The organism is Legionella sp. 39-23 (assembly GCF_001897665.1).
GTDB lineage: Bacteria > Pseudomonadota > Gammaproteobacteria > Legionellales > Legionellaceae > Legionella > Legionella steelei.
Genome location: NZ_MKTO01000018.1, coordinates 83,643 through 95,408 on the forward strand (window position 1 = coordinate 83,643; position 11,766 = coordinate 95,408).

Sequence of the window (11,766 nt, forward strand, 5' to 3'; positions counted from 1 at the left end):
CTCCATGAAGAAATTATTGATGAGGGCTATCTCTATCTTCCTTATCAAATTTTTTTTCATCAAGATCTCTCATGCCCTGAACAATGCTTTTCATTTTTTTCTGTAGCATCTCCTGTTGTTCTTCTTGAGGTTGTACAGTGGGGTCTGTTGTGGGAGCTTGTTCTGATTTTTTCGGTTGTTGAACTTCTTCGCGGAGTTTTATGGGTCTTACTTTGGGATCATATTCTATTAAAGTATAGGGTTTGATGCTATCTTCTTCGTGCTCGCATTCCTCTTTATTTTTCGCCATTAAATCGAACTTGGCGCTTTCACCTATAAGAATAATAGGTTTTCCTTCTGGTGACTTATAAACGGCTGCAACACCGTAATTATATGCGGGACCTACATTCTCTGCGGCTTGCACTAAAATTTTTGGTCCTTTCTCCTTAAAATGTTCTTGTAAATTTTTCGCAAAAGTTAATGCTTTTCCAGTATTTAACGCCACTCCTTTTTCGAAAATGAGTATTTCTCCAATCTCAGATGCGGGTATCGCGTCAAATAGAGGCTTTCCACCTAAGACAGTTCCTGTATTCTCTTTGATATTGATAAACGGGGTATTACCATGATAAAGCCCGATATCTCCATTTTTAAACATAAATATAGCTGGAAAACATGAGGCTAATGAATGAGTTAATATAATTCTATTGTCTTTTGCTTTTAGTATTTCTAGAGAGCCAATACCTACATTTATGGCTTTTGCCTGTGCTTCTTCAGCGATTACTAAAGCAGATGCATGATAAGGGCCTGAGGGTAATTCTTTTGTCGTCTTGACCTGGGGTTGACCTTCAGAATCATTAACTATAGTTAAAATAGGCATGGGGTATCTCCAAATAAACTGACCTATATCCATAATAATAGAGTAGATAATTAGAAGTTGTTTTTTTAACCAACTTAATGGAGAGAGTGCGGGCTAATGTATTCTGTTGTTCGCAGCATGGACGAAATTTATATCTTGCATGGAAGTAAGTACACGTGTCCAAACTTAGAAAACAAGCTGATGCTCCGATGCGAGATGATATAAATCCTGAAGAGCATGGTAAGCAATTTAAATCTAATTAGCATTTACATAATCATTAAATAATGGGTATTAAGTGATTTATCTATCAAATCAAGGGACAGCATTGGTGCCTATGTCCCAAGAAAACAAGTCGAGGGACATGGGAATAAGGTTAAGTTCCTGAAATCACCTTTTTTGAAATGAGGAGGAACAAGAAACAGTTCATATTTTAAAACGTCTCACTGCCATTATCTGCAACAACACGGGTGTGTTTTCCATAAATGACAAGAATTTTTTGTTTTGCTTTTAGTTTGAGATCCTCTGCCTGAACTACAGAAATAATTCCGCCAGAGTTTAATCTAATGACGTATTCAACACCACGTGTTTGGCTGTAGCCATTATCAACAAAACTATTATTTGCGCTTTTTGTTGTATTATTCGTGTTGCGATGCAAATTTACAGGGCGTTTAGAAATAACAGTACCTGGAATTACTTTTTTAATCTTGCCAACTTCACTTGTATCATACTCACCGGGAGGTAAGGCTTTATTACAGCTTATTAAAATAAAGCCAAAAAGTAATACTAAAACAGATTTAAATAGGTTGTTTCGATTCATAAGACATAAACTCCAGTTAGGAACATGGCCGAACTAATTGTCCTCAAGATAGGTCACGGAGAAATTATCTTGCAATCATTAGAGAATTATTCGTGTCATGTCATCAATTTATATTGGCCGCACGCAGTATAACCGAGAATTAAATGATTTTTAACAGTTCATCTAATAAACTGCTTGCGCCTATGCGAAACCAGCTTTGGTTAATTTGTTTTTTAATGATTAATTCTGCGAGTATCGCATAATGGTATGCATCCTGGGGCTTTTTAACCCCGCCTGATACCTTAACGCCACATTCTGCTTGTGTATCTCTAATGGCACTTAAAATAGCAAATACTGCGGATAAAGATGCTCCAACAGGTATTTTACCTGTAGATGTTTTAATAAAGTTGCAACCTAACTCAATTAACTCATTACTTACATTGTAAACGGTTTGCATATCAGGAAACGCGCCCGTTTCCAAGATAATTTTTAATGCAAGATTGTGTTGTTTACATAATTTTGAGACAGCATGACATTGGTTTAATGCCTTTTGATGTTGTCCTTGTAGATACATCTGATAGGGGAGGACAAAATCAATTTCAGCCACACCCAACAGCATTGCTTTTTCTATAGATGCAAGTGAAGAATCTAATGAATCATTTCCCTGAGGAAAGTTGATAACTGTAGCTAAGGGAATGGTATTTTGTGAGGAAAATTGTTCTAAGTGCTGCAAGTAAACACATATTGCGGCAACTCGATTCAGATTTGCATTCTGTTTTAGCTGAGATAATGATTCAACGGTTGCTTGCTCATCCAATAAGGTGAGATCTATTGTCTGAATGAGTTGCTCAGCTGTTATGGCTCTATGAGCATAACCCCCAAGCAACAGATGCATGACTTCGTTAAAGTGGTTCGCTAATGTCACTTTAAGCTCGCAATGTATTGTTTTAGGATGCGATTCAACTTTTCCGCTGCTCCTTCTGCCATTGCAACGACTGAGTCATGGCTATGGGCTGTTTTTGAAAGACCAGTAGCGTAATTAGTAATCATGGCAATTACTGCTACATGCATGGAGCAGTGATTGGCTACTAAAACTTCCGGAACTGTAGACATTCCAACTGCATCTGCTCCCCAAAGTTTAAATGCTCTAATTTCTGCGGCTGTTTCATAGTGAGGGCCTAAAACAGAGATATAAACCCCTTCAGTCAGTTTTATTGAGTTTTGTTCTGCAATTGATAATAAATCAAAACGCATTTGTTGATCATATGCGTTATCCAAAGGATAAAATCTTGGGCCAAATTCATCATCATTAGGACCGATTAGAGGATTACTTGGTTGTAAATTAATATGATCTGATATGAGCATTAATTCTCCAGGGCCAACATCTTCTCTTAATGAGCCTGAGGCATTGGTTGCAATAAAATAATTGCATCCTAAAAGTTTCAATGTACGAATATAGGTTTTAACTGTTTCATAGTTTTCTATACCTTCATACGTATGAGCGCGACCTTGCAAACATACTACGCCTACGTTGTTCCAATATCCGAGAATTAAATTGCCACCATGTCCTTGTACGGTAGTTTTAGGGAAGCCAGGTAACTCTTCATAATTAATACGTACTGAATCGTGCAACTCATCGGCAAATTTACCTAATCCTGAACCCAAAACTATGCCAATAGTTGGCTTAAATGAAGGATGTAGTTTCTGGATATATTTTGCTGCTAAATGAGCATAGCTCTGCTTTGTTGCAGTATCTGTCATACAAATGTTCCTATTATGTTAACTTAGGAAAAGCAGTTATCAACTGCTTTTCCTCGGTTTAAGGGTTAAAATCAAACTTAAAAGCCAGGGGCAGGAGCTCATCAATTTTTAAGCTACGCAATATTGAATCTTTATCACATAGATGAATTATTGTATCAGGTGTTGAAAACTCATAAATTCTTTGTCGGCATGCACCACATGGGGAGCACAATGAATTTGCTCCTGAGAGTACAACCATACTTTTAATACACTGCTCACCTGCAGAAACCATAGCGGAGATTGCAGAGGTTTCAGCACAAACTGCCAAACCATAAGAGCTATTTTCCACATTGACGCCCGTATATAAATTATCTTTATCCGTACAAATACAACTGGCTACACTAAATTTAGAGTAGGGTGAGTAAGAGTGGGAAAGTGCTTGATAGGCGTTTGAAATCATTTTCTTAATTTTAGGGTCCATAATCAACTCAATAAAAACAATAGATATTATGTATTCAATTATAAAGAACTATTGGTAGTAAGACTACGTCCAATATCATGTTTCTCATCATCAATTAATTCAGAAGGTTTGGGAGATGGTTTAACTGGCTTATCATTTGTTCTATTAAATAAACCGTTCCAACAACCTGGCTCTGGTGTATCAGAAAGTTCTAAAGCAGGAGATGGACCCAATGTATCACTCATTTGAGCATAACTTTCAGGTGTTGGAGTTGGTTTATGGTCGCCAAATGCAGAGTTCAGCCAGAACTCAAATGCTAATGCACCAAGCCCTACGCAAACGATTAGTGAAAAAATAGTAATTGGTATTGCCAAAGGCGGGAAGAAAAACATAAGCGTGGCAGCGATTGCGGTTACTAAAGTAATTGCACATGTCGTTGCAGCGTAAGACAAATAGGTTTTTTGTTTGGAATAAGAAAAATTGTCATCCTGGGCCGGTGGATTTTTTAATTTATGATATTCTCCAATTGTCCATATGATGTTTCCCAAAAGAAAGAGCCAGGCTGCAGGAGGAAATAATGCAGGTATAAAAACCGCAGCAACGCTGATTACTGTTGCAATTAGTCCTACTAATGAAGAAAGAAGGAACTGCTCTTTAATCTGAGCAAAACCATACCATTTACGATAATGTTCCTCATGATCTGGATGGAGAAGGCATGCCGTAAGCCAAGAAAGATAAGCGAGTAAATAAACCCCAAGAGAAACAAATCTGAAGATGGCAGATACAAGTGGGAACGGTATATACTGAAGCTTGGAAAGCAAAAAGCCAGAGAAGAAAAAAATACCACTTGCTTTATCTAACTTCTGAGCTACGGTCATTATAAAAATAGTCCTGAGGAGCCTATAACCCTGCGAATTGTACCTTAATTAGACAGAAAAAAACAGTTCTGTTTCATGAAATTTAAAGGAATTACTCACTGATAACGTTTTATGTAGTTATAGTTGTGTTTAATTCAGGTTTTTCTATTATAACTAGACTCGTTGAGTTAAGAATAATTCGTACAAGTAACCCTCCGTCAGGGTTATTTAAAGCCATAATTTTACCATGATGCAATTGAACTGCACGAGAGGCAATCGCCAAACCTAAGCCATATCCACCGGTTTTTTTGGTTCTTGATGTATCTACTCTATAGAACGGATTAAAAATTCGCTCGAGCTGATCCTCAGAAACACCAGGCCCTTCATCACTAATATCGATACATACATGTTCTTTTGTTTCATCATATTTTAATGAAACGGTAACGTGCTTGGCCGCAGGCGAGTAATGTAGCGCGTTACGAACTACGTTTTCGACCGCTCTGTGAATTAAACGTTCATCGATCAATAAGTGACAAGGTTCAATTATACCTGCTTGAACTCTAGGTGTATCTTCACCAACTTCATAATTAGCATCTTTAATGATACTGACTAAAAGTGCAGAAAGATCAGTTTCATTTAAATTAAGCTCGGTTGTGGATTTTTCTAAACGAGCAAAGTCCAAAACCTCAGTGATTAAAGCGTTTAATCGTGAGCATTCAAGCTCCATGCGATTAAATTCTGTATCAGCTAAATGTTGCGTTTTATTGCGTCCCAACTCAATGGCAATTTGCAGTCGAGCAAGAGGAGAGCGTAATTCATGAGAAATATCTTGTAGCAGTCTCTCTTTTGAGCTCACTAAAGTTTCTAGTTGCTCTGCCATACGATCAAACTCTTTACTTAATTGAGCAATTTCATCATTATGATGTCCTCTTAAGGGCCCGACACGAGTATTTAATTTTCCAGTCGCAATTGATTTGGCTGCCATACCTAAAGATCGCAAAGGTTGTGTTAAATAACGTGATAATAAGTAACAAATAAGTCCGCTTATAAAGGTGGCTAAGATAAGACGAATAGCAAGTCCTGCCCAGGGAACGCCAACAAAATGATAGATTGGTTTTTCACTAACCGCAGCAAGACGATAAAATTTTCCTGAGGTTGATAAAATTTCGTGACTTACAATAAGTTTCCCTGATTTTAAAATACCTTCACTTAGTTGTTCCTGAAGTAGGTTTTCGGCGACTTCTTTTACATTAGCAGGTGCTGCTTGTGTTCCAATAATTTCACCGGTACTGGATAATAAATAAAGTGACATATGGCGAGATATGCCGATTTTATTCAGCCATTTTAATAAAGCAGCTTGTCTCCCTGACTCATAAGTTGCAACTGCTGCATTCGCATAGCTGTCCATAAATAGTTGCTCTTGTGCAGGTAACGATGATTTTTGCACAATATGACTAATGACCCATGCAGTAGTGAAAATAATAAGAATGGTGGCTAACCAAAATGAAATAAAAATTTTCCAATACAAACTACGCATTAAACATATATCCAAAGCCACGAACCGTCTTAACTATCGGTTCGCCTTGAGGATTATCTCCTAACTTATTTCTTAGATTGCTGATATGCACGTCAATGCTGCGATCATAGGCAGTATATTTTCTACCGAGAGCATATTCAGTGAGTTCTTCTTTTGAAAATGCTTGTCCTGGTGATTTAATAAGCATTTCTAAAATATTAAACTCTGCATTTGTGAGCTCAAGATAATTTCCTGCCATAGTTACATGGCGTTTAGAACAGTCAACAACGATATTGTGTTGTTCAATAATCGGTCTTGATGTGGGGATTTTTTGAGTGCGTCTTAAAATAGCACGTAAACGAGCCACTAGTTCTCGGGGATTACATGGTTTAGGCAAATAATCATCTGCACCGATTTCAAGACCAACGATACGATCAATATCATCCCCTCGAGCGGTTAACATAAGAACAGGGGTCTCCAAATGTTCTCGAATTGCTTTCAATACTTCAAAACCATTTAATTTAGGGAGCATGACATCGAGAATAATTGCGTCAAAAGTCTGATTTAATGCTTTTTTTACGCCACTTTCACCATCATGAACACATACAGCATTAAACCCCTCCGGTACCAGATATTGGGCTAATAAGTCAGTTAGTTCTATGTCATCATCAATTATGAGAATATTACCATTCATAGTTCATTATGCCTTACGTTTATCAATACATTCCATTAACTTAATTCTTCTGGCATCGGCATTAATAATCCTAAATTCAAAAGAATCAATCGTAATGGTTTCCCCTCGTGAAGGTAAATGACCAAAACTATTCATTACAATCCCACCAATTGTATCATAAAATTCATCACTAAAATCCGCGCTTAGTTGTTCATTAAATTCATCAATGGGCATATGAGCTTTTACAATATAGTGTCCATCTTCATGTACTTTAAGGTAGGCATCTTCGTCGATATCAAACTCATCTTCAATATCGCCAATTATTTGTTCAATAATGTCTTCAATGGTTACAAATCCGGAAACTTCGCCATATTCATCTACAACAATAGCCATATGATTTTTGTTGCTGCGAAACTCACTAAGAAGGCTATCCAAACGTCTGCTTTCAGGCACAAAAGCAGTTAATCGACAAATATCTAATAGATCAAAGGTTTCCAAATTAGAGGATTGATAGCGCAGTAAATCTTTTGCATGCAATATTCCAATGATTTCATTAGAATCTGTATCAAGCACTGGAAACCTTGAGTGGCCAGTCTGGGTTACTGTTTTTAGAATATCGCAGAATTCATCATCTTGTTTAATACAAACCATCTGATTCTTAGGCAACATGATATCCCGTACGCGCATCTTGGAGAATGAAATAGCGCCTTCTATCATTGCTAAAGTTTCAGCACTAATAAGAGCGCGAATTTGAGCGTCCCTTAATAAACTAACAAGTTCCTCTTGATTTTGTGGTTCTCCCTGTAAAAATTGTTTCAGGCGAGCAAACCACTTACTATTATCTTCCTCTTTATTCAAGTTCAATATCCTCTGCGGTATAAGGATTAGGAAACCCCAGCTCCGCTAACAATTTAATTTCAATAGCTTGCATTATGGTTGCTTCATCATCCTTAATATGATCATAGCCCAATAAATGCAATATTCCATGAATCAAAATCAACGCCCAATGGGCCTCTAAAGGCTTACTCAATTGATTACTTTCTTCTAATAATACATGCGGACAAATCACTACATCACCTAAAAGCGGACATTCAAGCTGTAGTTCAGGAGGCAATGAACTAGGAAATGCCAGCACATTTGTAGTTTTATTTTGTTTTCTGTAAGTATGATTTAAATAAGTCATTTCTTCAGGTGTAACCAGACGAATTGTTAACTCAGCTTCTTTTTGATAATCCCTCAACGCCAGGTGTGCTAGACGTGTTAATTCGTCTTCACTAACGGGTAGGGATTCATCAGTTGCATTTTGAACATCAATATAATAATTCATTATTTTTTTCCTGTTGAAGCATTATCATAGCAGTCAACAATTTTAGATACTAATGGATGTCGTACTACTTCGCGACTTGTGAACGTGTGAATACTAATTTCCGGTATTTTTTTGAATAATCCTACTGCATGGGCAAGCCCTGAATCAATACCTTTTGGTAAATCTACTTGGGTCATATCTCCAGTTACCACAGCTTTTGAACCAAAACCTATGCGTGTTAAAAACATTTTCATTTGCATAATGGTCGTATTTTGGGCTTCATCAAGAATGATGAATGATTCGTTTAACGTTCGGCCACGCATGAACGCCAAAGGCAACACTTCAATAATATCGGTTTGAATTAATTTTTGTGTTTCTTTGAAACCGATCATTTCATACAGTGCATCATAAATAGGTCTTAAATAAGGCAATACCTTTTCCACCAAATCTCCTGGCAGAAAACCTAATTTTTCACCAGCTTCAACTGCTGGCCTAACAAAAATCAATCGTTGTACTTCACCTTTTTCAAAACATTGTATGGCCTTTGAAACAGCCAAATAAGTTTTTCCAGTTCCAGCAGGGCCTACAGCAAACGTGATGTCAAAGCGATCAATTGAATCGAGAAAATCAGCTTGTTTGTTATTTCGCGCAGCAATCGATTTTCGGCATAATTTAACGTGATGAACATTATGAATCATTATTCTTTGGTTTTCCTTAATGAAGAACTATATATTATCAGTATAGTATTTATTATACTGCAAATTAGAAACACGCAAGAATAGTGCAGAAAGCTCATCTTCTGCAAGATTTATGGTACAATCATTCTTTTTGATATAACGCGCATCCATGATCGATCTTCATTGTCATAGCAATTTTTCTGATGGAATGTTAAGTCCAAAAGAATTAATACACAAAGCACAAAGTCAAAAGATTACGTGTCTGTCACTTACCGATCATGATACTGTTACCGGTTATCCAGAGTTACTTGATGCAGCTGCTGCAACATCCATTAAAATAATTAACGGCATAGAACTTAGTGCTCGCTGGAAAAAACATGAGTTACACATTCTAGGCTATCAAATTAATCACACGGCAAGTCTTCTTGAACTTATCGAGCGGCAAAATCTAAGTCGAATCGAGCGCGCACAGCAAATTGGTACTGCTTTAGATTTATTGGGTATTTCAGATGCATATTTAAAAGCGTGTGATTTGGCAGGTCATAAGCGAGTGGGTAGACCACATTTTGCCCAAGTTCTCGTTAATGAAGGTATGGTTAAGGATCTTGCGGCTGCGTTTAAACGTTTTTTAGGTCGAGGTAAGAGCGCCTATGTGCCGACTCCTTGGGTTAGTATTCAAGAAGCAGTGCAGGGCATTATTGCTGCTGGTGGTCAGGCAGTTATAGCGCATCCACTTAAATACGGATTGACGCGTTCTAAATTGCATGAGTTAATTAATGAATTTAAAGAGGCTGGTGGAGCAGGAATAGAAGTCGTCTCGGGAGAAATGACAGTAACCGAAATAAATGAAATGGCTGCAACATGTCTGCGCTTTCATTTATTAGCTTCTTCAGGTTCCGACTATCATGGGAATATTGCTTCACGAGTTAATCTTGGAAGTCAGAAACAACTACCAATAAACTGTACGCCTATTTGGCATGAATGGAACATCTAACAGGGGACTTTAATGAGTCAGTTTTTTGCATTACATCCTGACAATCCGCAAGCTCGTTTGTTGAGAAAGGCGGTGAATATAATCGAAGAAGGGGGATTAATTGTTTATCCTACAGATTCAGGCTACGCATTAGGTTGTAGTTTAGGGAACAAGGCTGCGCTTGAGCGTATTAGAAGATTACGCCAATTGGATAAAAATCATAACATGACTCTCGTGTGTCGAGATCTATCCCAACTTGGCACTTATGCCCGAGTATCAAATCCAATATTCCGATTATTGAAAGCATTCACACCAGGTTCTTATACTTTTATTCTTAATGCAACGCATGAAGTTCCTCGCCTAATGTTGCATCCAAAAAGGAAAACTTTGGGATTACGTGTTCCTAATAATATGATTACTCTTGCACTGTTGGAGTGTCTTGAGGCGCCGTTAATGAGTACTACATTAATTCTTCCCGGTGCTAAGGCTCCATTAAGTGAACCTGAAGCGATTCGTGATCTACTAGGAAATCAAATTGATTTGGTTATTGATGGTGGTAATTGCGGTCATGAACCTACAACGGTAATTGATTTAACAGGTGATTATCCAGTCATAATAAGGGAGGGGAAAGGTGATCCGGAGCCCTTTAGATAATTAATAAAGAATATATACGTTTCTATAATATTTAAAAAGAGGATATTGATGTCAGCACTATTTAGTTCCAATAAACGAGTTGTTTCTGGAATGCGAGTCAGCGGAAGATTACATCTTGGTCACTACCATGGTGTAATAAAAAATTGGGTCAAACTACAACATCAATATGATTGCTTCTTTTTTGCAGCCGATTGGCATGGCTTAACAACACAATATGATGAACCAGGTTTTATTGAAAAACATCTATGGGATATGATTATTGATTGGCTGGCTTGTGGTGTGAACCCTGGGTTATCACGAATATTTATTCAATCATGGGTACCAGAGCACGCGGAGCTTCATTTACTTTTATCAATGATTACTCCTTTGGGGTGGCTTGAGCGGGTACCGAGCTTTAAAGATCAGCAAGAAAAGATAAAAGAAAAAGATTTATCAACATATGGTTTCTTAGGCTATCCCTTATTACAAAGCGCTGATGTTCTAATTTATCATGCTGATTATGTTCCAGTTGGAGAAGATCAGGTATCTCACATTGAGTTGACCCGAGAAATTGCGCGCAGATTTAATCACATCTATGGCAAGGAACCTAATTTTGAAGAGCTTGCAGCTGAAGCAATTAAAAAAATGGGGAAAAAGAATAGCAAGTATTATAGTGAATTACGCCGGCAATTTCAGGAGCATGGGAATCATGAGGCAATTAAAACGGCACAGGCTCTTTTAGAAGATCAATCTAACTTATCTATTGGAGATAAAGAGCGCTTGTTAGGCTATTTAGAGGGCAGCGGTAAAATTATTCTACCTGAACCCCATCCACTTCTTACTGAGACTGCCAAAATGCCTGGCCTTGATGGACAGAAAATGTCCAAATCTTATCACAATACAATTATGTTAAGAGAAGCACCAGACCAGGTTGAAAAAAAGGTACTGACTATGCCTACTGATCCTGCGCGAGTCAAACGTACAGACCCTGGCGAACCTGAAAAATGTCCAGTTTGGCAATTCCATAAAATTTACTCAAATAATGAAGTGAAAGATTGGGTGCAAAAAGGTTGTCGCTCTGCAGGAATTGGTTGTATTGAATGTAAAAGACCTGTTGTGGACGCGATTAATAAAGAGTTACAACCTATTCAGGAGGCGATTGCTGAATATGAATCTGATTTAAGTTCAGTGAAACGAATCGTTTCTGAAGGAAGTGAGGCAGCACAAGAAGTGGCTAGTAAAAACTTGAGCACAGTCCGAGAGGTCATGGGACTGGATTATTGATACTAAGTTTCATAGA

14 protein-coding genes are annotated in these 11,766 nt (G+C 37.6%); 3 read left to right on the forward strand and 11 right to left on the reverse strand.

Translation table 11 applies throughout. The features are described 5' to 3' along the window. Positions 1 to 13: 13 nt before the first annotated feature. The 11 genes from BGO44_RS07430 to BGO44_RS07480 form a co-directional block, all read right to left on the reverse strand. Positions 14 to 856: a hypothetical protein gene (locus BGO44_RS07430; protein WP_273200093.1), complete on the reverse strand. Its 843-nt coding sequence runs from the start codon at positions 854 to 856 to the stop codon at positions 14 to 16. A 409-nt stretch (positions 857 to 1,265) separates the two neighbouring features. After that, entirely contained in the window at positions 1,266 to 1,652 is a 387-nt protein-coding gene (locus BGO44_RS07435; protein WP_273200091.1) for a hypothetical protein, read from the reverse strand. Positions 1,653 to 1,791: 139 nt separating this feature from the next. Then, positions 1,792 to 2,556: a 2-deoxyribose-5-phosphate aldolase gene (gene deoC, locus BGO44_RS07440; protein ID WP_273200088.1), complete on the reverse strand. Its 765-nt coding sequence runs from the start codon at positions 2,554 to 2,556 to the stop codon at positions 1,792 to 1,794. Continuing rightward, the gene (locus tag BGO44_RS07445) at positions 2,553 to 3,392 is read right to left on the reverse strand and encodes a purine-nucleoside phosphorylase (protein WP_058510219.1); all 840 of its coding nucleotides are present in this window, start codon (positions 3,390 to 3,392) and stop codon (positions 2,553 to 2,555) included. The genes deoC and BGO44_RS07445 overlap by 4 nt, the downstream gene beginning before the upstream one ends. 58 nt (positions 3,393 to 3,450) lie before the next feature. Continuing rightward, positions 3,451 to 3,852, reverse strand: coding sequence for a cytidine deaminase (gene cdd / locus BGO44_RS07450; protein WP_058510220.1), 402 nt, complete (start codon positions 3,850 to 3,852; stop codon positions 3,451 to 3,453). Positions 3,853 to 3,890: 38 nt separating this feature from the next. After that, positions 3,891 to 4,709 (reverse strand): hypothetical protein, encoded by an 819-nt coding sequence (locus BGO44_RS07455; RefSeq protein WP_273200085.1) that lies wholly within the window; start codon positions 4,707 to 4,709, stop codon positions 3,891 to 3,893. A gap of 109 nt (positions 4,710 to 4,818) precedes the next feature. Then, positions 4,819 to 6,225: a two-component system sensor histidine kinase CpxA gene (gene cpxA / locus BGO44_RS07460; protein WP_058510222.1), complete on the reverse strand. Its 1,407-nt coding sequence runs from the start codon at positions 6,223 to 6,225 to the stop codon at positions 4,819 to 4,821. Next, on the reverse strand, positions 6,218 to 6,898 hold the full coding sequence (gene cpxR / locus BGO44_RS07465; RefSeq protein WP_058510223.1) for a two-component system response regulator CpxR: 681 nt from the start codon (positions 6,896 to 6,898) through the stop codon (positions 6,218 to 6,220). Before cpxR ends, cpxA begins: the two co-directional genes overlap by 8 nt. A gap of 6 nt (positions 6,899 to 6,904) precedes the next feature. Next, positions 6,905 to 7,741, reverse strand: coding sequence for a CorC family transporter (locus BGO44_RS07470; protein WP_416338554.1), 837 nt, complete (start codon positions 7,739 to 7,741; stop codon positions 6,905 to 6,907). Beyond that, positions 7,728 to 8,204 carry an rRNA maturation RNase YbeY gene (gene ybeY, locus BGO44_RS07475; RefSeq protein ID WP_058510225.1) on the reverse strand — a complete coding sequence of 159 codons (477 nt, stop codon included), beginning with the start codon at positions 8,202 to 8,204 and terminating at the stop codon, positions 7,728 to 7,730. Before ybeY ends, BGO44_RS07470 begins: the two co-directional genes overlap by 14 nt. After that, entirely contained in the window at positions 8,204 to 8,881 is a 678-nt protein-coding gene (locus BGO44_RS07480) for a PhoH family protein (RefSeq protein ID WP_083503921.1), read from the reverse strand. Before BGO44_RS07480 ends, ybeY begins: the two co-directional genes overlap by 1 nt. A 148-nt stretch (positions 8,882 to 9,029) precedes the next feature. On the opposite strand from BGO44_RS07480, the gene BGO44_RS07485 reads away from it, so the two are divergent. Genes BGO44_RS07485 through BGO44_RS07495 form a run of 3 tightly spaced genes read left to right on the forward strand, consistent with a single transcriptional unit; the run spans position 9,030 to position 11,750 of the window. Next, on the forward strand, positions 9,030 to 9,854 hold the full coding sequence (locus BGO44_RS07485; RefSeq protein WP_058510226.1) for a PHP domain-containing protein: 825 nt from the start codon (positions 9,030 to 9,032) through the stop codon (positions 9,852 to 9,854). Between the two features lie 12 nt (positions 9,855 to 9,866). Beyond that, positions 9,867 to 10,487 (forward strand): L-threonylcarbamoyladenylate synthase, encoded by a 621-nt coding sequence (locus BGO44_RS07490; RefSeq protein WP_058510227.1) that lies wholly within the window; start codon positions 9,867 to 9,869, stop codon positions 10,485 to 10,487. Positions 10,488 to 10,535: 48 nt separating this feature from the next. Then, positions 10,536 to 11,750 carry a tryptophan--tRNA ligase gene (locus tag BGO44_RS07495; protein ID WP_058510228.1) on the forward strand — a complete coding sequence of 405 codons (1,215 nt, stop codon included), beginning with the start codon at positions 10,536 to 10,538 and terminating at the stop codon, positions 11,748 to 11,750. Positions 11,751 to 11,766: the final 16 nt, after the last annotated feature.

Bases quoted from the DNA above. Each gene is read 5' to 3' on its own strand.
- BGO44_RS07485 (WP_058510226.1), top strand. From the start codon at position 9,030: ATGATCGATCTTCATTGTCATAGCAATTTTTCTGATGGAATGTTAAGT.
- BGO44_RS07495 (WP_058510228.1), top strand. From the start codon at position 10,536: ATGTCAGCACTATTTAGTTCCAATAAACGAGTTGTTTCTGGAATGCGA.
- BGO44_RS07445 (WP_058510219.1), bottom strand. From the start codon at position 3,392: ATGACAGATACTGCAACAAAGCAGAGCTATGCTCATTTAGCAGCAAAA.
- BGO44_RS07480 (WP_083503921.1), bottom strand. From the start codon at position 8,881: ATGATTCATAATGTTCATCACGTTAAATTATGCCGAAAATCGATTGCT.
- BGO44_RS07455 (WP_273200085.1), bottom strand. From the start codon at position 4,709: ATGACCGTAGCTCAGAAGTTAGATAAAGCAAGTGGTATTTTTTTCTTC.
- BGO44_RS07430 (WP_273200093.1), bottom strand. From the start codon at position 856: ATGCCTATTTTAACTATAGTTAATGATTCTGAAGGTCAACCCCAGGTC.
- ybeY (WP_058510225.1), bottom strand. From the start codon at position 8,204: ATGAATTATTATATTGATGTTCAAAATGCAACTGATGAATCCCTACCC.
- cdd (WP_058510220.1), bottom strand. From the start codon at position 3,852: ATGGACCCTAAAATTAAGAAAATGATTTCAAACGCCTATCAAGCACTT.
- BGO44_RS07490 (WP_058510227.1), top strand. From the start codon at position 9,867: ATGAGTCAGTTTTTTGCATTACATCCTGACAATCCGCAAGCTCGTTTG.
- BGO44_RS07435 (WP_273200091.1), bottom strand. From the start codon at position 1,652: ATGAATCGAAACAACCTATTTAAATCTGTTTTAGTATTACTTTTTGGC.
- cpxA (WP_058510222.1), bottom strand. From the start codon at position 6,225: ATGCGTAGTTTGTATTGGAAAATTTTTATTTCATTTTGGTTAGCCACC.
- cpxR (WP_058510223.1), bottom strand. From the start codon at position 6,898: ATGAATGGTAATATTCTCATAATTGATGATGACATAGAACTAACTGAC.